The following is an 18,628-nucleotide window of genomic DNA, read 5'->3' as shown; positions in this document are numbered from 1 at the left end:
GTTCAAATTACCACCATATAATTGTGACAAACGCTAACACAGTGATAAACGCGACAAACACCCCTGAATACAGAAACAATGCCGGCGCCTCATGCCCTTTTTGATTCATATGCATGAAATAATACAGCTGGAAGATGACTTGAATGGCAGCAAGCAGAATAATGAAAGGAATCGTAAACCAGCTGCCGACACCGTCCGTTGCCACAGTCAGAAATGCAACGATCGTAAGACCGATCATTAAACCAAAAGACAAAACCTGATATTTCATCTCTTGAGCGTGCTTCTTTTTCTTAAATTCAAGGTCGCTGTTAATTTGCCCCCTGCTTTTTTTACCGACCATGTTTATCCCACCATCCCCATTAAATATACAACGGTAAAGATGAAGACCCACACGACATCAATAAAGTGCCAATAAAGGCTGGCAACATAAAACTTAGGCGCCGTATACAGGTTCAGCCCCCTCTTGGCATTGCGGATCATCAGCGTACTGATCCACATAAGCCCAAATGCTACGTGGGCGCCGTGTGTACCGACAAGCGTGTAAAAGGCGGAACCGAGCGCAGAGCTTGTAATGGTAAAGCCAAACTCATGGGTGTAATGCTTAAACTCATAGATTTCCAGTCCTAAAAAGCCCGCCCCCAATAAGATCGTAATTCCCAGCCAAAGCTGCATTTTGCCGAAGGAAAAGTTCTTCATGTGGTACATTGCGTACACACTCGTTAAACTGCTCGTTAATAGCAGCATTGTGGCGATAAATACAAGAGTTACATCGAACATTTCCGTTGTAGGCGGATCACCGGCGTTTGAATTCCGGAGTGCGAGAAACGTGGCAAAGAGAGACGCGAACAGAACAGTCTCTCCCCCAAGAAAAAGCCAAAAGCCTAAAAATTTATTTTTCCCCTCCAGTGTTACTTTTTCGGGAGAAGCTGGAAAGGTTTCTGCGGTGAATTTTTCTTCAATTTGCATTATGCCTTCACCCCTTTATCATCGTTCGGCAGTTCCTCTTTATGAATGTGATAGCCGTGGTCATCAATTACTGAGCGAAGCAGCATCGTAATAAATGTGATGCCGAGTCCGATAAAGATCACTGGCAGGCCCCACGCGTGATCGGCTCTGTACAGCAGCCCGAACGCTGCGACAAAGAGACCGAACGAAATGATGAACGGCAGGATTGAGCCATTCGGCATATGAATATCATCAACCGGTTCTGCCGGCGTCATTGATTTGTGGCCCGCTTGCTTCTCGATCCAAAACGGATCAAGCCCTCTGACAAAAGGAAGCTGTTTAAAGTTATATTCCGGCGGCGGTGAAGAAACGGTCCATTCAAGCGTACGTCCGTCCTGCCATGGATCGGCTCCGACATATTCACCTTTTACAGATGTCCAAATGACATTGATCAAAAGAAGAATAACAGCTGCCGCCATAAAGAACGCCCCGATCGTACTGATCAAGTTGCCGGTTTCAAGACCCTGGCCTGGCAAAAACGTATAAACCCGGCGCGGCATCCCCATCAAACCGACAAAATGCTGAATGAAAAACGTGAGATGAAAGCCGATAAAAAACAATACAAATGAAATTTTCCCCATCGTTTCATGCAGAATCTTACCGAACATTTTCGGCCACCAGAAATGAACACCTGCTAGAAGGCCGAATACCACACCGCCAATAATGACGTAGTGGAAGTGTGCCACTACAAAATACGTATCATGGAACTGATAATCAGCAGCTGCCGCTGCCAGCATGACCCCTGTTACACCGCCGAGCACGAAGGACGGAATAAATGAGACGGCATACAGCATAGCAGTTGTATACTTTACATTTCCTCCCCAGATCGTCAAAAGCCAGTTAAAAATTTTAATCCCGGTCGGAATCGCGATAGCCATTGTCGCAACTGCAAAAATCGCATTTGCAATCGGCCCGAGACCTGTCGTAAACATGTGGTGCACCCAAACCATAAAGCCCAAAAAGCCAATGAGCACGATGGCAAAAACCATTGAAGAATACCCAAACAAACGCTTTCTGGCGAACACAGGAATGACCTCTGAAAAAATACCGAATGCAGGCAAAATTAAGATATACACTTCCGGATGGCCAAAGATCCAAAACAAATGCTCCCAAATGACCGTATTCCCGCCAAGCTCCGGATTAAAGAAATTGGTGCCGAACAGCCGATCAAGCATCATCAGAGCCAATCCGACGGTAAGCGGCGGAAATGCAAACAAAATCAATGCCGAGGCCACAAATGTCGTCCATGTAAACAAAGGCAGTCTCATGTACGTCATGCCCGGGGCCCTCATATTGATAATCGTGGCCAAAAAGTTAATCCCGGCTATCAGCGTCCCGAGCCCCGATATTTGCAGTCCGAGGACGAAAAAGTCGATGCCGTGCCCTGCTGAATGAAGCGAAAGTGAGGCATATGACGTCCAGCCCGCGTCTGGCCCTCCGCCCAAAAACCAACTTAGATTTAAGAAAATGCCTCCGAAAAAGAAGAGCCAAAAACCTAGCGCATTTAGGAATGGAAACGAAACATCCCGAGCCCCGATCTGCAAAGGCACGACCGCATTCATTAAGGCAAATAAGAGCGGCATCGCAGCCAGAAAGATCATTGTCGTTCCATGCATCGTCATCACTTCATTGTACATTTGGGCGCTGAGAAAATCATTTTCCGGCTTTGCCAGCTGGATTCTGATAAACATCGCCTCTATACCCCCGACAACAAAGAAGAGTCCCCCTGCCACTAAGTAAAGAATTGCAATTTTTTTATGGTCCACCGTCGTCAAATAATCCCAAAGCATAGATCCGCGCGTCCGCTTTTCTGTAAGCGCATTCAACATATGTGACCTCCCCCAATATCTCCCTTTCTTCCCTACTTGCTTTCCGATTTTAACCCTTTTAAGTATTCATAAAGCGCATCTGTTTCACTGTCTGAGAGCTTCGGATATGTTCCTGTCATTTTGTTCCCAGGCTTTATGCTCTCAGGATCCTTCAGCCAAGCCTTCACATTTTCTTCGTTGGACTCTTTCACCCCTGCTACCTTTGCCCTTTCACCGAAGGTCGCCAGGTTAGGAGCGGTTCTCGCTGCTTCTGCACGCTTATCATTCGGCTCTACCGCATGGCAGCTCAGGCAGTTCTTCTCTTTAAACAGTTCTTCGCCCTGCTTAGCCAGATCGCTCTCAGCTGTAGATCTATAGTTTTTCATTTCTTTTGTCCAGCCCTTAAATTCTTTTGCAGACATCGTCTTTACCTTAAAGTCCATCAGCGCGTGTGAAGGACCGCAAAGCTCTGCACACTTCCCAAAAAACATATCTCCTGCCTCTTTGCTTCGTTTTGAATCAAATGTCAGGAAAAACTTATTTTCATTATCCGTATTCGTATCAAGTTTTCCTCCAACTGAAGGAATCCAGAAGGAATGTTTGACATCTGAGGCTTTTAAATTAAAATATACACGCTGGTCAGTCGGCACAATCAGCTCCTGGCTTGTAATAATGCCGTAATCAGGGTATTCAAACTCCCACCAGTATAAATTTGCCCGGACATTGACTACGAGAGCATCCTCGGCTTTTCGGCCTTTCTTATCCATCGGTGATGTATCCGCAAGCTCAAGCGTATATAATACGACAGGGATCACAAGAATAATAAGCAGCAAAATCGGGATCACGGTCCATGTGATTTCTAAGATTTTATTCCCCTCTACCTGTTTCGGTATTGTATTCTCACCGACCCGTGACCTTCTGAATCTCACAATCACATAAAAGAAGATAACAGATACTACTGCAACAACAACCACCATAATCAATGTGCTGAGCACTGTCAGGTCATACTGTTTATCAGCCACCTCGCCAGCAGGCTTGAGCGTGGATAAAAAAGGTTTTCCACATCCGCTTAATAGAAGCGGCACTAAGGCTAATAATGAAATAAGACGCCAATGCTTTACCATTTCACCCAACCCCTTTTCTCGTCAATACAAAGGCGGAGAGCAGATCGACATTCACCGCAATCCAGCCTGCCACCAATAAAGCACTTACATTTCCTCTTCTCTTAAATTATGAGTGTTTTTACTCAAAATGCCATCTATGTATAAAAGTAAAGCCGCCTGATTAAACAAGAGGTCAAGGCGGCATTTACTAGTTGTCATCGTTTATTTTGAAGCGATAAAACAAGCAACGTATCTATTTTTTTAGAAAAGAGTCAAGACAACCATGGCAACGAAATAGATTGTCATGTAATTAAGCGAGTAAACAAACATCTGTGTTGCCCACTTCATGATATTCTTGGTCCGGAAGCCCATCAAGCCGAGAATCAGCCAGCCGATATTCAACAGCAAGCCGAGGATGACAATCGGAAGACCAAGGCTTCCAAGGAAAAACGGAAGCGGCATCAGACACGCAACCCAGACAATAATTTGCCTTTTTGTCACTTCAAATCCGTATACGACAGGAAGCATCGGAATATTTGCAGCCCTGTAATCCTCGGTTTTCTTAATAGCCAGTGCTAAGAAATGAGGAATCTGCCAAATAAATAAAATCATGAATAATACCCATGCCACGACACCGATATTGCCTTCCACTGCTGTCCACCCAATAAGCGGCGGCACTGCGCCGGAAACACTTCCTACTACGGTGTTAATCGTATAGCGGCGTTTCGTCCACATTGTGTACAACACAACATACGTAAAGACTCCGATAAAACCGATAACAGCAGCCATGACAGTTGTCATCAGCAGCATAATCAATCCTAAAGCAACCAGTAAAATTCCAGACCATAATGCCTGATTCGGCTGAATTTTACCCGTAACCGTAGGTCTTACTTTCGTGCGCTCCATAACATGGTCAATATCCCGGTCATACCAGTTATTGATCGCGCAGGAGCCCGCAATAATCAGAGAAGACCCGATTAATGTAAGAAGAACGGTGTTTATATTGCCTAAAAAACTTAAACCGGAAATATGCAGTGCAAGCCACATTCCAGTAAAAGTCGTGATGAGATTAGAATTGACGATCCCTATTTTAATAAGGGACAGAAAATCTTTCCACGCCGTTGTTTCTTCAATTTGTCCGTCTATAGCTGTATCATTTAAGATTCTGGAGTTAGCCATAACGTAAACCTCCCTTACAAACCTAACGCAGGAGAATAAAAAACCTGCAACTCTATCATACAAGATAACATCTTGTAAAAAAACATCCTATTAAATATTAAACGACAAACAGGAATTTATTTGTGAACTTTTTATGAATTTTACATAAAGCTGAAGGCAATCGCCAAATCGGCAATGCGTTTACCTTATTTCTATCAGACCCGGCATGAATAATCAAGGGTACATTTTCCGGAAGCCGCCATTCTATTATATTTTTGTGAACAAAGGGCTCTAAGAATTGCCACAAAACACATATTCGCTTACACTTGGTACGTATATAAAATTGCAGCAGTATGTTAAGAAGGTGAATATTAATGAATAAAGCATTAAAAGCTCTCGGTGTTCTGACAACATTTGTCATGCTGATTGTTTTAATCGGGGGTGCCCTCGTTACAAAAACTGGTTCCGGCCAAGGATGCGGCAGACAATGGCCGTTGTGTCACGGCCGTTTTTTCCCTGAACTGAATCCAGCTTCAATTATTGAATGGAGCCACAGATTTGCAAGCGGGATTTCTATTATCCTTGTGTTAAGCCTTGCATTTTGGTCATGGAAAAAAATCACGCCTATTTTTCGTGAAACAACGTTTCTCGCGATTATGTCTATTATCTTTTTATTTCTGCAGGCATTGCTTGGCGCATTGGCTGTCGTATTCGGTTCAAACGCGCTGATTATGGCGCTTCACTTTGGCATCTCATTGATATCTTTCGCTTCAGTGCTCATTTTGACATTGCTCATATTTGAAGCCGATAAATCAGTGAGAAAACTGGTTAAACCGCTTCAAATCGGCAAAAAAATGCAATTTCACATGATAGGAATTTTAATATATTCCTATATCGTTGTGTATACAGGCGCATATGTAAGACATACAGAATCCAGTTTGGCGTGTCCTGATGTGCCGCTGTGCAGTCCGCTAAACAATGGGCTTCCGACTCAATTCCATGAATGGGTGCAAATGGGCCACAGAGCAGCAGCCCTGCTGCTGTTTGTATGGATTATTGTTGCTGCTGTTCATGCTATTACTTCCTATAAAGATCAAAAACAGATCTTTTGGGGCTGGATCGCATGTCTTATTTTTATCATATTACAGGCGCTGTCCGGTATTATGATCGTGTATACTGAATTAGCTCTGGGCTTTGCACTTGCCCACTCGTTCTTTATTGCCTGCCTGTTTGGCGTTCTATGCTATTTCTTATTATTAATTGCACGCTTCCGTTATGAATCCAGACAAGCATAATGATTCTAGACCAAAGCTTCCTATGCTTTGGTCTTTTTTATGTCATGTTTTTTGCCGCTTCATACGTTTCAATGACAGTCTCCGCTGAACCTGATGATCACGCTGCAATCGTATCTTGCGTCATCTTAAGCATCAGTTCATCCATCAGCCTACGAAACATATGTAACGCTTCATATATGCAAATAAAGTCCCCTATTGCCGCGCCACACTAAAAAACAGATAGTGTCAAAAAGAAATATTCATGGTTCATATCATACTTCAAATTCACCAACAATTTTCATTTGTTTCACTCTGTTTTTTCAGAAAATAAAAGAGTGTATATCAAATGATATACACTCCGATTGATTATGCTTTTTCAATTTCGAGAAGCAGATCTCCCGTTTGGATCGGCTCGCCATTTTTCACATGAACCTGCTTGATTGTTCCTGAGAAAGGCGCCTGAACCGTTGTTTCCATTTTCATCGCTTCATTGATCATCAAATGATCACCTTTATTTACTTTTGTGCCTGCTTCAGTCAATACCTTAATAACCGTTCCAGGCATGGAAGCTGCGATGTGGCTTGGATTTGTCCGGTCCGCTTTCAGCCTTTCCTGAACGGAAGACTTGATGCTTTCATCTTTAATAACAACCTCACGCGGCTGTCCGTTCAGTTCGAAATAAACGACACGAGTGGCATCAGGCTGCGGCTCACCGATTGAAATCAGCTTGACAATCAGCGTTTTCCCGCGCTCAATTTCCACTTCTATTTCTTCACCTAAAGTCATGCCATAGAAGAATGTCGGCGTATCTAACACAGAAATGTCTCCATAGCTTTCCGCAGTTTTCACATACTCGGAGAAGACTTTAGGATAAAGGGCATATGCCACAGCATCTTGATCAGAAATCTCCAAGTTATGCTGCTCTTTAAATTCCTGTTTGATCGCTTCAAAGGATACCGGCTCTAACAGTTCTCCCGGTCTGACCGTAATCGGTTCCTGTCCTTTTAAGACCAGCTTTTGGAGTTTTTCCGGGAATCCGCCATGAGGCTGGCCGATATTACCTTTGAAAAGCTCCACTACAGAATCAGGGAAATCTAATGACTCGCCTTTTTCGTAAACGTCCTTTTCAGTCAGATTGTTTTGCACCATATAGAGCGCCATGTCTCCGACTACTTTAGAGGAAGGCGTGACCTTCACGATATCACCAAACATATCGTTGACGCGTCTGTACATTTCTTTGACTTCATTCCAGCGGTCGCCAAGGCCTACTCCCTTCGCCTGCTGCTGCAGGTTGCTGTATTGGCCTCCAGGCATTTCGTGCTCATAAATTTCAGTATGCGGAGACTTCATTCCGCTTTCAAATTCACTATAGTATTTACGTACTGATTCCCAATACTGAGACAGCAATTCAACGTTTTGAACATTCATTTCCGGACGGCGGGCATCACCTTCCATTGCATGGTAAAAACCGCTCGCGCTAGGCTGTGACGTTAATCCCGCCATTGAGCTGACCGCCACATCAATGATATCAACGCCGGCTTCAACAGCTTTTGCATACATATAAATACCGTTGCCGCTCGTATCATGCGTATGTAGGTGAACCGGAATATCGATCGACTCTTTCAACGCAGAAACGAGTTCATATGCAGCCTGCGGTTTTAACAGTCCAGCCATATCTTTAATTCCGAGAATATGGGCTCCGGCAGCCTCAAGCTCCTTCGCCATCGACGTATAATAAGCAAGATCATATTTCGTGCGGTTCTTGTCAAGGATATCTCCAGTATAACAAATCGCAGCTTCTGCCACTTTGCCGGTATCGCGAACAGCATCAATGGCTAAGGTCATACCCTTTACCCAATTTAAGCTGTCGAATATACGGAACACATCAATACCGGATTGAGCAGATTGTTTCACAAATTCTTTAATCACATTGTCCGGATAATTCGTATAGCCGACTGCGTTTGATGAACGAAGCAGCATCTGGAATAAGGTATTCGGCACTTCCTTGCGAAGGTCCTCCAAACGTTTCCACGGGTCTTCTTTCAGGAATCGGTAAGCTACATCGAAGGTTGCGCCTCCCCACATTTCCATGCTGAATAGCTCAGGCCATAACGCAGCCGTCGGATTCGCGATTTTTTTCAAATCATGCGATCTGAATCTCGTCGCCAATAACGATTGGTGGGCATCCCTGAATGTCGTATCTGTTAAAAGGACCGATTTTTGTTCCTTAACCCATTTTGCAAGCCCTTCAGCACCCTTTTCATCGAGAATTTGTTTTGTGCCTCTCGCAGGCTGCTGATCAACGTCTACTTTTACGTTTATCGGCTTGTCAAACGCCGGTTTTTCTTTTTTCCCGATTCCAGGGAACCCGTTCACGGTCACATTGCCGATGTAAGTGAGCATTTTCGTTCCGCGGTCTTTCTGTTTAGGGAAAATAAATAATTCAGGTGTTGTATCAATGAAAGACGTATCATATTGTCCTGTCAGGAACTTCTCATGCTTTGCAACGTTCTCAAGGAACGGAATGTTCGTTTTAATGCCTCTGATTCTAAACTCCTGAAGGTTTCGGACCATTTTGGCCGCCGCCTGTTCAAACGTCAAAGCCCAAGTTGAAAGCTTAACAAGCAGTGAATCATAATACGGTGTGATCACGGCGCCTTGGAAGCTGTTTCCTGTATCAAGCCGGACACCAAAACCGCCGCCTGAGCGATAAGCCATAATTTTTCCTGTATCAGGCATGAAATCATTTTGCGGATCCTCAGTCGTCACCCGTGACTGAATGGCATAGCCGATTGTGAAAATGTCCTTTTGTTCAGGAATATTTACTTTTTTGCTGTGAAGGCTGTGCCCTTGGGCAACAAGGATCTGCGTTTGAACGATATCGACACCTGTAATCATTTCTGTAATCGTATGTTCAACTTGTACACGAGGGTTTACTTCGATAAAGTAGAACTCATTGTTTGCAACAAGGAATTCAACCGTACCCGCGTTTATATAATTTACATTTTTCGCTAGCGCAACAGCCGCTTCACAAATCTGATCTCTTAATTCAGGAGAAAGCGAGACACTCGGTGCCACTTCAATAACTTTCTGGTGGCGTCTTTGAACAGAGCAATCCCTCTCAAAAAGGTGGACGACATTGCCCTGCTTGTCTCCAATAACCTGAACCTCAATATGTTTCGGATTTTCAATCAATTTTTCTACATATACTTCGTCATTGCCAAAAGCTGCTTTTGCCTCTGATTTTGCACGCTCATATGCTTCTTTGACTTCACTTTCAGATCTGACAATCCGCATACCCCGGCCTCCGCCGCCAAGCGAAGCTTTGATGATAATCGGATAACCGTTAGCTCGTCCAAATTGTTCGACAGCTTCGAGCGTTTCTGCAGGGCCGTCGCTTCCCGGAATAACAGGAATGCCGGCTTTTTCTGCCTGCTCACGCGCTTTTACCTTGTCACCAAACATATCTAGATGTTCGGATTTTGGACCAATGAACACAATGCCTTCTTCTTCGCATCGTTTTGCGAAATGAATATTTTCAGATAAGAAACCGTATCCCGGATGAATCGCATCAACTTTGTTTCTTTTCGCAATATCAATGATACCTTCAATATCCAGGTAAGCATCAATTGGTTTTTTCCCTTCACCGACCAGGTATGCTTCATCTGCTTTATACCGATGATAGGAACCGGAATCTTCTTTTGAATAGACGGCAACTGTGCGAATATTTAACTCGGTACATGCCCGGAATATTCGGATTGCAATTTCTCCCCTGTTTGCTACTAATACTTTTTGTATCGATTGCTGAGACAAACTTTTCTCCCCCTTACCCGAATGGAATATAATCTATCATAGCGGAATATCCTTCCCCTGTACACACTTGTTTTTTACAGATAAACAGTTTTTTTGAGCTGTTTCTTTTTCATTCCCTTCGGCGCCAAGGGCTCTCTCTTTTTCTTATTCTCTGAATATTTCACAAACATGCTGATATTCGCTAGTATCCCCATACTCCCCAGCAGCAGCACTAAAGAAGAGCCCCCATAACTGATAAATGGCAGCGTAACCCCGGTAATCGGAATTAATCCGCTGACACCGCCAAGGTTAATAAACGATTGTATGGCAATCATGCTCGAAATGCCGATTGCTAGAAGACTTCCAAACGGATCCTCGCATTTTCTGGCTATATAAAAGCCTTTTATGACGATAAACCCCAACAGGAAAATCACAAACAGTACCCCAAAAATACCGAGTTCTTCAGCAATGACAGCCATAATAAAGTCAGTGTGCGATTCAGGCAGATATCCGTATTTTTGGATACTTTCACCGAGTCCCAGACCGAAAATGCCGCCTGAGCCTATCGCATAGTAAGAATTGATTACTTGTAAGCCTGATGAATTTGCATATTTAAATGGGTCTTCAAGGCTTTCAAAACGCGCTAAACGGCCTTCAGTTAAAATTTTGTCCTGATTCAAATAGATAATAGGACTCACTAAAATCAAAACAATTCCGCCCAGCAACACAAGCCTCATCAGCGTCTTTCCGCTGAATCCGGAACACAAGATCATGCAAGTCGCAATTAAGCCGATGATCATGGCTGTACCGAAATCTGGCTGCATGGCAATTAAACCGCAAATAACTAGCGTCATGACTACCGGAGGGGCCACTCCCGTCAACAGATGGTCAATATAGCTTTGTTTTTTGGCATATACTGCTGCAAGATATAAAATCACGACCAGCTTAACAAATTCCCCCGGCTGAATACTCATTCCGCCAATTTTAAACCAGCTTTGCGCGTTTCCGGCAACATGCCCGAATACAAACAGGGAGATAAGTGCGAGTACAGAAACAAGCAGTATCCCCTTCTGAAACTTTTGGTGGGCCAGTGCTTTGTAAGGAAACAAAGCCATAAGAATAAAAAGAGCACCACCCGCAATTAAAGCAAACAGCTGCCGCATGAAGAAAAAATTACTGCTAACCCCATATCGAGAGACAGCCGTAATCATGCTAGAGCTGTATACCATCACTAAACCGAATCCGCACAACAAAACAATAGCGAATATCAGTGAGTAATCATAAGATTTTAGCATTTTTTTTAACATAACATCCTCTTCCCTGCTTCAAACTTCCATTGTCTATGGTTTTTATGTATTTCTATTTTTTTATTTTACTACAATTTATCAGACGAGACGAAGAATCTCTATACGATTCGGAAGGAAAATGCAAAAAAAGACCGTCATGAAAGGGATAAGAGAAGAATAGCGGTTATAAAAAAACCCAAACTGTTAAAAAGTTTGAGTTTTATCATTTATTTAGCTGTAAACGCGTCATGTAAAGCTGACAATTCGCGCTCCAATGTGTATAAAAGGTCTTTACCGTCTTTTTCATCAACCAATCCCAGGCGGACAGCAAAATCGATTTCCCTCGAAAGCCCGAACATTTGAGTATCTAATACCTCTTCATATAGAGGACATTGAGGCATCGTTAAGTTATCCATTTGTACTCGGATCAGCTTCAAAATCTTCTCAGCGTCAACTTTTAAGAGCTCAAAAGCTTTTTGCCGATGGTCAACTATCATCTCTGAAGCCAAAAGTATCCCTCCGTTCCCCAGGCGAGTACCTAATTCTTCTATTTATCATAAAGGGTATCAGCAGAAAATGCAAGAGGATTTAAGCAGATGACATAAATTAAAAAATACTCAGCCTGTACCTCTCAGACATTATTTTCAAAAGCTTTACACCTGCAATGCTGTTCCCTTTTTCATCCAATGCCGGGCCGAAAATCCCGATCCCGAAATCGTAAGGCGAAATGCCCATAATCCCTCCGGATACCCCGCTTTTTGCAGGTATTCCGACCTTAATCGCAAATTCCCCGCTTGCATTGTACATTCCGCACGTCACCATAAACGTTTTGCAAATTCTCGCGACATCTTTTGAGATCACTTGCTCCCCAGTCTCAGGGTGTCTGCCGTTCAGCGCAAATACAGATCCGATTTTCGCCAAGTCCAGACTGTTCATCTCAATCGCACATTGCTTCGTATATAAATCCATTACAGCTTCTACATCATCTTCAAAGATGCCGTACTGCTTCATATAATAACACATTGCCCGATTAATCATTGACGTGCTGTATTCGGATTCAGCAACTTCCCGGCAGTATGTAATCTCTTGATTGTTTGTCAGCCTTCTGATAAAAGAAAGCAAATAATTAAGTCTTTCTTTCACCGTTTCCCCTTTAATCAAGCTTGTCACTACCAGTGCCCCGGCATTGATCATAGGGTTTAACGGCTTGCTCGGATTCACTGTTTCCAGCTTGATGATTGAATTAAACGGATCACCGGTCGGCTCCTGTCCGACATAGCTGAAGACCTTATCTTTGCCGTATTCCATTAACACCAATGCAAGTGAGAGGACTTTTGATATACTTTGAAGCGTAAACGTTTTTTCTACGTCACCCGCTGACAGACAAGCATTATTGGAATAATAAATCGCCACTGACAGATCATGCTTATCAGCTTTTGCCAAAGCGGGAATATAGCTGGCTACCTCCCCCTTATCCGTCACCTTTTTTGCCTCTTTCACTAAGGCTTCAAGCTCGTCATTATGCCGGCATACCACGCTACCACCCCCGCTCCCTGAGCATTTCAATACACATAATTTGTACACAAAGTGACAATTCATGCGAAAACTTTTATAATTTTGGGAGAAGGGGGTCATAACATGAGTGTTATACAAGTAAAAGGCAATGTTACATATCCGATCACCATTGATCCGAGCGTATGGATTTTTGATGACCGCAAATTTTCGTTTGACCGCAAGGGGGACGGTCAAGAGACACATTTACAATCATCCGGAGATGAATCCGATCTTGATCCAGAACGCGTGATCAGAGAAGGGCGGATTGCGCCTCCGACATTAAAGACGGAAAAACAATACGAAAAGCAAAAACTGATGGACGGCAGTTTCGCAATGAAGCTTGGGACTGTGCTGAAAAATGCCGAGCCGCGCAGCTCCGCGACACAATGCGTATTTGTCACAAGTTCGGGAAAGGCGGCCGTTCCTCTTGCAACCGCTCTGAACAGTATTGTCCATTTCAGTGAGGCAGGCAAGCCGATTCAAGTAGGCGGCCCTGTTCATATTTACTTTGACGATCCAGTTGATCACGAACAGCCGATCACCCATATAAAAGAGATTGAAATCGTATAGCGCTACAGCAGGTCGGCGGCAAGCTGGGCGAGACCAGACCTCTCACCTTTTAACAGCTTCACGCTGCCTGAGATGGGTTGTCCTTTAAACCGCTCAACCACATAGGCTAAGCCATTGTTCAGACTGTCTAAATATGGGTGATCAATTTGTTCAGGGTCGCCCATTAAGACAATTTTACTGCCCTCACCGACTCTCGTCAGCAGCGTTTTCACTTCATGCCTGGTCAAATTTTGCGCTTCATCAATAATAATAAATTGATCCGGAATACTTCTTCCCCTAATATAAGTCAGCGCCTCAACCTGAATTGAGCCAATACCGGACAGAATGGCCTCAAGCTCTCCCGGTTTCTTCGCATTAAACAAAAACTCTAAGTTGTCAAAAATCGGCTGCATCCAAGGCTTAAGCTTTTCCTCTTTTTCACCCGGCAAGTATCCGATGTCCTTGCCAACAGGAACAATGGGTCTTGCGACGACGAGTTTTTTATATATTCCCAAGTCTTCTGTCTGTAATAGCCCCGCCGCCAATGCTAAAAGCGTTTTTCCGGTTCCTGCTTTTCCGATCAGGGTGACGAGCGGAATATCCTCACGCAGCAAAAGCTCTAATGCCATAGTCTGCTGTACATTTTTCGGCCTGATTCCCCATACATGCTCATCATCAAAAACAAGCCTTTTTAAGACCGTGCCCGTTTTATCTGCAATTCCAACCGCTGAGGAAGACCCTCCCAGCTCATCCTTCATTAATGCGAATTGATTCGGATAAAATGCGTGCTGTTTCACATCGTTTACTGAAATTTGATTTTTCCCATAAAAAGAGCTGAACAGCTGCTGGCTGATATATAAATCTTTATAGCCGCTGTACATTTCATCATTGTCCACAACCCGGTCATTTAAAAAATCTTCGGCAAGCAATCCGATCGCGTCCGCTTTCACTCTGACCAATACATCCTTGCTGACGAGGATAACAGGCCTGCCATCTTCCTTCGTTTCTTCCTCGAGGCTTAAGTTTTTCGCAACAGCCAATATACGATTATCGTTCGTCTTTTCAATAAAGATCTCTTGCAGCTGATGAAACGAACGATGATTCAGTTCAATTCTAAGTGTGCCGCCGGTGTGAAGCGGAACTTGCTCATGCAGCCTGCCCTTTTGCCTTAGCGCATCGATCAGCTTAGATACGTGCCTTGCATTCCTCCCAACTTCGTCCATATACCGTTTTTTTGAATCAACCTCTTCTAATACAACAGCAGGGATGACAACCTCATTTTCTTCAAAAGAAAATATCGCGTTAGGATCCTGTAATAACACATTCGTATCTAACACATAAATTTTACTCAAGTCTCAGCCTCCTGATATAAGGGTCAAAGTTCTTCCTGCTTCTCTTACGATGTAAAAAAGGTGAATGCCTGCTAAAATATATGATTTTGTGCATAAAGATAGAAGGTTAATTCAACAATAAAATTATGAATGCATCTCAAGGAGGGAACCCGCAAGTGCGAATTCTTTTCATTATCATACAGCTGACGCTTATTCTGTCCGCATGTGCCTACCAGCAAGGAAGACAGGATCAAAATGTTGAAAATGAATCAACAAGACAGCAGGAAACCAAACCGATTCACGTAAAGGACACAACTCAGGAGACAAAAGACAATGGAGCAAGAAGGGATATTGCCAAGCATCTTGTCAGCGTTGCCGAAAAAATCCCTGATGTTAAGGATGCAACAGCCGTTGTGCTCGGAGGATATGCCGTTGTGGGAATTGATGTCGATGATACTTTGGACAGGAGCAAGGTGGAAACGATTAAATATTCTGTTGCCCAGGCTCTGAAAAATGATCGATACGGCGCCAACGCAGTTGTCATTGCTGATCCAGATACGGTCAGCCGCCTGAATGAAATGAGCAAAGAAATCAGTGAAGGCCGTCCGGTGACCGGCATATTAGATGAATTGGCTGCAATTGTCGGCCGAGTGCTTCCGGAAGTGCCTAACGATGTCATTGACGATGAAGACGAACCGCAAACAAAGCAGCAAAATGACCAATTAAACAGAAAGCAGCAGCAGAAAATGGAGCAGGAGCAGAACGATCAATCTGACCATCATATGAAAAAGAACAACAATGATTAAGCTATAGCCTCGCGCTTTAGCTTTTTCTTATTTTGGACAGCTTCTGATCCATGCTATAATACATGTTAGTGAAAGAGGTGATATGATGAGGGTCAAATGTTCTATTTGCGATAAAATTGAAACAATTGATGATGATACCCTGATCGCGAAACGGCTTCGAAACCGCCCAATCCATACATATATGTGCAAGGAATGCCATGACAGGATTGCCCAGAAAACAGAAGAACGGCTGAAAACGGGAAAATTCACTTTTCATCCGGGACAGCAAAAGAAAGAAAAAGTTAAAAAATAAAGCAGCCGCTTTACCATACAAAAACAAAAAAGACTCAGCTTTTCAGCTGAGTCTTTTTATGATTTGGCAGACTGCCCCTTCTTCGACTGATACAGCCGAATTTTGTAAATGATTAAAATCAGCGCAGCGACGACCAATCCCTCTGCCACGGGCAAAAACACTCCTAAAAAGGTCAAAACAGTGCAGCCTAAAGCTAGAAATACATACACCACTGCTGATTTTAACACCGGTAGCCGTTTTGCAAATCCAAGCTTAAATACAATAACGGCCAACACAAAAATCGTGCCGTACAAGAGCCACATGCCTGCCGCAGGCTGCCGGTCTACTTGATATAGAGCGGCGAAGAACGACAGGCGTTCGCTTACGTCATTCAAAAAGATTCCCTCCCCTGCAAACGTGCGGGTTCTATCTTTTCAAATTCTGCAAGAGATTAAGACAATCCTGCTGTTTTTTTCTTTTTCGCTGCTTTTTCACGTTCGTTTTTATTGAGGATTTTCTTTCTTAAACGAATGGATTCAGGCGTTACTTCACAGTATTCATCTTCGTTTAAGTACTCTAGAGATTCCTCAAGAGACATAATGCGCGCTTTTTTAATTGTAGTTGTCTGATCTTTTGTCGCAGAGCGGACGTTCGTCTGCTGTTTCATTTTGCTGACGTTAACAACGAGGTCGTTGTCACGGTTATGCTCTCCAACGATCATTCCTTCATATACTTCAGTACCCGGCTCAACGAAGATGACACCGCGGTCTTCAATTCCTTGGATACCGTAAGATGTCGCTTTTCCGTTTTCCATTGACACAAGCACACCTTGACGGCGTCCGCCGACTTGGCCCGCCTGCATCGGCTGGTAGCTGTCAAACGTATGGTTCAAAATACCGAATCCGCGTGTTAATGATAGGAACTCGGTGGAGTAACCGATCAATCCGCGGGAAGGAACTGTAAAGATAAGACGAACTTGGCCGTTACCGTTGTTGATCATATCAACCATTTCGCCTTTTCGGGCACCCATTGATTCCATGACAGAGCCTGTATGCTCTTCAGGAACATCGATTTGCACACGCTCAACAGGCTCACAGCGTACGCCGTCGATTTCTTTGATGATAACCTCAGGTTTTGAAACTTGAAGCTCATAGCCTTCACGGCGCATATTTTCAATTAAAATGGACAAGTGCAGCTCACCGCGTCCGGAAACAACCCAAGCATCAGGAGAAGCTGTTGGCTCAACACGCAAGCTCACATCCGTCTGAAGCTGTGACTGAAGACGCTCTTCAATTTTGCGGGCCGTTACATATTTACCTTCACGACCTGCAAACGGACTGTTATTCACGACAAATGTCATTTGAAGTGTCGGCTCATCAATGCGAAGCACCGGAAGCGGATCTTGATGGTCCACAGGACAGACTGTTTCACCAACGTTGATATCTTCCATACCGGAAACCGCAACGAGGTCTCCCGCTTTTGCTTCGTCAATTTCCACACGCTTTAAGCCTTGGAAACCGAAAATCTTTGTTACACGGAATGACTTAGCCGTTCCGTCAAGCTTCATAAGAGAAACCTGCTGACCGACTTTCATCGTGCCGCGGAATACGCGACCGATTCCGATACGTCCTACATAGTCATTGTAGTCAAGAAGGGCAACTTGGAATTGAAGCGGCTCCTCTGCATTATCAACAGGTGCCGGAACATGCTTAATAATCGTTTCATATAAAGCTTCCATGTTTTCATCCTGCTGTTTCGGATCAAGACTCGCTGTTCCATTAATCGCTGAAGCGTATACGACTGGGAATTCGAGCTGCTCTTCATTGGCATCAAGCTCAATAAACAGATCAAGAACTTCATCGATAACTTCCTCAGGGCGGGCAAAGTCACGGTCAATTTTGTTTACAACAACAACCGGGTTCAGGTTTTGCTCAAGAGCTTTTTTCAGAACGAAACGAGTTTGAGGCATGCAGCCTTCATAGGCGTCAACGACAAGCACTACGCCGTCAACCATTTTCATAATCCGTTCTACTTCTCCCCCAAAGTCTGCGTGTCCAGGGGTATCCAAAATATTGATGCGTGTATCTTTATAGTTAATCGCAGTATTTTTCGCCAAAATTGTAATGCCGCGTTCGCGTTCAAGATCATTAGAATCCATTGCGCGTTCAGCAACTTGTTCGTTGGCACGGAACGTACCAGCTTGATGTAAAAGCTGATCGACCAGAGTCGTTTTCCCATGGTCAACGTGGGCAATAATCGCGATGTTGCGAAGATCATTTCGAAGTTTCACTTTTTCATCTCCTAATAAAATTAGATAACTTTCATATTATATCACACATCCACTTTAAAAGCGTCACGTTTTTCTGTAAACTTATGATAAGACGTAAAAGGGGATGGAAAATATGAAAAAATTGAATTGGCTTTTCTTATTATTTGCATTTGCAGCGGTTTTCAGCATTATGCTGATCGGCGTCTTTATCGCTGAAAAAAGCGCTTTAGGCATTATCGCCAGCATTATACTTGTTTGTGCTGTTATGGGCGGCGGCTTTACATTAAAAAAGAAAATGCGTGAGCAAGGCTTGCTTGATTAAAAGCATTGCCCCGCAGTATACATTGTAATCAAAAAACACCGCAAAGAATGCGGTGTTTTTCATTTCTTTAAGTCTTATCTCCCCCGTTTCTTAGTCGAGA

The 18,628-nt window shown here is 43.7% G+C and carries 17 protein-coding genes; 5 read left to right on the top strand and 12 right to left on the bottom strand.

Annotated features, from left to right (window positions below; translation table 11 throughout):
- Window positions 1-7 precede the first annotated feature (7 nt).
- The 5 genes from ctaF to cyoE all read right to left on the bottom strand — a co-directional run bounded on the left by ctaF (window position 8) and on the right by cyoE (window position 5,095).
- On the bottom strand, window positions 8-340 hold the full coding sequence (gene ctaF / locus MOC09_RS03095; protein WP_268360027.1) for a cytochrome c oxidase subunit IVB: 333 nt from the start codon (window positions 338-340) through the stop codon (window positions 8-10).
- A gap of 2 nt (window positions 341-342) precedes the next feature.
- A complete protein-coding gene (gene ctaE / locus MOC09_RS03090) occupies window positions 343-966 on the bottom strand; it encodes a cytochrome c oxidase subunit III (RefSeq protein WP_003221354.1) in 624 nt (207 codons plus the stop codon).
- Window positions 966-2,834 (bottom strand): cytochrome c oxidase subunit I, encoded by a 1,869-nt coding sequence (gene ctaD, locus MOC09_RS03085; RefSeq protein ID WP_268369519.1) that lies wholly within the window; start codon window positions 2,832-2,834, stop codon window positions 966-968. The genes ctaE and ctaD overlap by 1 nt, the downstream gene beginning before the upstream one ends.
- A 32-nt stretch (window positions 2,835-2,866) precedes the next feature.
- The gene (coxB, locus tag MOC09_RS03080) at window positions 2,867-3,937 is read right to left on the bottom strand and encodes a cytochrome c oxidase subunit II (protein WP_268369517.1); all 1,071 of its coding nucleotides are present in this window, start codon (window positions 3,935-3,937) and stop codon (window positions 2,867-2,869) included.
- A 240-nt stretch (window positions 3,938-4,177) separates the two neighbouring features.
- Complete coding sequence (gene cyoE / locus MOC09_RS03075; protein ID WP_268369515.1) at window positions 4,178-5,095, bottom strand: heme o synthase; 918 nt, start codon at window positions 5,093-5,095, stop codon at window positions 4,178-4,180.
- Between the two features lie 353 nt (window positions 5,096-5,448).
- Between cyoE and ctaA the strand changes: the two genes are divergently transcribed.
- Complete coding sequence (gene ctaA, locus MOC09_RS03070) at window positions 5,449-6,369, top strand: heme A synthase CtaA (RefSeq protein WP_268360030.1); 921 nt, start codon at window positions 5,449-5,451, stop codon at window positions 6,367-6,369.
- A gap of 345 nt (window positions 6,370-6,714) precedes the next feature.
- On the opposite strand, the gene pyc is transcribed toward ctaA, so the two are convergent.
- From pyc to glsA, 4 genes are all read right to left on the bottom strand, one after another.
- Window positions 6,715-10,161: a pyruvate carboxylase gene (pyc, locus tag MOC09_RS03065; RefSeq protein WP_268369513.1), complete on the bottom strand. Its 3,447-nt coding sequence runs from the start codon at window positions 10,159-10,161 to the stop codon at window positions 6,715-6,717.
- 74 nt (window positions 10,162-10,235) lie between these two features.
- A complete protein-coding gene (ftsW, locus tag MOC09_RS03060) occupies window positions 10,236-11,447 on the bottom strand; it encodes a cell division protein FtsW (protein ID WP_268369512.1) in 1,212 nt (403 codons plus the stop codon).
- Window positions 11,448-11,653: 206 nt separating this feature from the next.
- Window positions 11,654-11,935, bottom strand: coding sequence for a YlaN family protein (locus MOC09_RS03055; RefSeq protein WP_003245286.1), 282 nt, complete (start codon window positions 11,933-11,935; stop codon window positions 11,654-11,656).
- 97 nt (window positions 11,936-12,032) lie between these two features.
- Entirely contained in the window at window positions 12,033-12,962 is a 930-nt protein-coding gene (glsA, locus tag MOC09_RS03050; protein WP_268369510.1) for a glutaminase A, read from the bottom strand.
- Window positions 12,963-13,064: 102 nt separating this feature from the next.
- Between glsA and MOC09_RS03045 the strand changes: the two genes are divergently transcribed.
- On the top strand, window positions 13,065-13,550 hold the full coding sequence (locus MOC09_RS03045) for a peptidyl-prolyl cis-trans isomerase (protein ID WP_268369508.1): 486 nt from the start codon (window positions 13,065-13,067) through the stop codon (window positions 13,548-13,550).
- 2 nt (window positions 13,551-13,552) lie between these two features.
- Here MOC09_RS03045 and MOC09_RS03040 read toward each other — a convergent pair whose 3' ends face one another.
- Window positions 13,553-14,881 (bottom strand): PhoH family protein, encoded by a 1,329-nt coding sequence (locus tag MOC09_RS03040; protein WP_268360035.1) that lies wholly within the window; start codon window positions 14,879-14,881, stop codon window positions 13,553-13,555.
- Window positions 14,882-15,036: 155 nt separating this feature from the next.
- Between MOC09_RS03040 and MOC09_RS03035 the strand changes: the two genes are divergently transcribed.
- Together MOC09_RS03035 and MOC09_RS03030 are read left to right on the top strand one after the other, a co-directional pair.
- Window positions 15,037-15,666 (top strand): YhcN/YlaJ family sporulation lipoprotein, encoded by a 630-nt coding sequence (locus tag MOC09_RS03035; protein ID WP_268369506.1) that lies wholly within the window; start codon window positions 15,037-15,039, stop codon window positions 15,664-15,666.
- An 82-nt stretch (window positions 15,667-15,748) separates the two neighbouring features.
- Entirely contained in the window at window positions 15,749-15,958 is a 210-nt protein-coding gene (locus tag MOC09_RS03030) for a YlaI family protein (protein WP_268360037.1), read from the top strand.
- Between the two features lie 56 nt (window positions 15,959-16,014).
- Here MOC09_RS03030 and MOC09_RS03025 read toward each other — a convergent pair whose 3' ends face one another.
- The gene (locus MOC09_RS03025; RefSeq protein WP_003232274.1) at window positions 16,015-16,332 is read right to left on the bottom strand and encodes a YlaH-like family protein; all 318 of its coding nucleotides are present in this window, start codon (window positions 16,330-16,332) and stop codon (window positions 16,015-16,017) included.
- Window positions 16,333-16,388: 56 nt separating this feature from the next.
- Entirely contained in the window at window positions 16,389-18,227 is a 1,839-nt protein-coding gene (typA, locus tag MOC09_RS03020) for a translational GTPase TypA (protein ID WP_268369504.1), read from the bottom strand.
- Between the two features lie 112 nt (window positions 18,228-18,339).
- On the opposite strand from typA, the gene MOC09_RS03015 reads away from it, so the two are divergent.
- A complete protein-coding gene (locus tag MOC09_RS03015) occupies window positions 18,340-18,528 on the top strand; it encodes a YlaF family protein (protein WP_268360038.1) in 189 nt (62 codons plus the stop codon).
- Window positions 18,529-18,628 lie beyond the last annotated feature (100 nt).

It is taken from the genome of Bacillus sp. N12A5, assembly GCF_026790125.1.
In the GTDB taxonomy this organism is placed as follows: domain Bacteria; phylum Bacillota; class Bacilli; order Bacillales; family Bacillaceae; genus Bacillus.
The sequence above is the reverse complement of the archived record's forward strand: the minus strand, read 5'-3'. Positions and strand labels throughout refer to the sequence as shown.

Coding starts and splice junctions, on each gene's coding strand:
- ctaF (WP_268360027.1), bottom strand. CDS start 340: ATGGTCGGTAAAAAAAGCAGGGGGCAAATTAACAGCGACCTTGAATTT.
- MOC09_RS03030 (WP_268360037.1), top strand. CDS start 15,749: ATGATGAGGGTCAAATGTTCTATTTGCGATAAAATTGAAACAATTGAT.
- coxB (WP_268369517.1), bottom strand. CDS start 3,937: ATGGTAAAGCATTGGCGTCTTATTTCATTATTAGCCTTAGTGCCGCTT.
- ctaA (WP_268360030.1), top strand. CDS start 5,449: ATGAATAAAGCATTAAAAGCTCTCGGTGTTCTGACAACATTTGTCATG.
- MOC09_RS03045 (WP_268369508.1), top strand. CDS start 13,065: ATGAGTGTTATACAAGTAAAAGGCAATGTTACATATCCGATCACCATT.
- cyoE (WP_268369515.1), bottom strand. CDS start 5,095: ATGGCTAACTCCAGAATCTTAAATGATACAGCTATAGACGGACAAATT.
- ftsW (WP_268369512.1), bottom strand. CDS start 11,447: ATGTTAAAAAAAATGCTAAAATCTTATGATTACTCACTGATATTCGCT.
- MOC09_RS03015 (WP_268360038.1), top strand. CDS start 18,340: ATGAAAAAATTGAATTGGCTTTTCTTATTATTTGCATTTGCAGCGGTT.
- ctaD (WP_268369519.1), bottom strand. CDS start 2,834: ATGTTGAATGCGCTTACAGAAAAGCGGACGCGCGGATCTATGCTTTGG.
- ctaE (WP_003221354.1), bottom strand. CDS start 966: ATGCAAATTGAAGAAAAATTCACCGCAGAAACCTTTCCAGCTTCTCCC.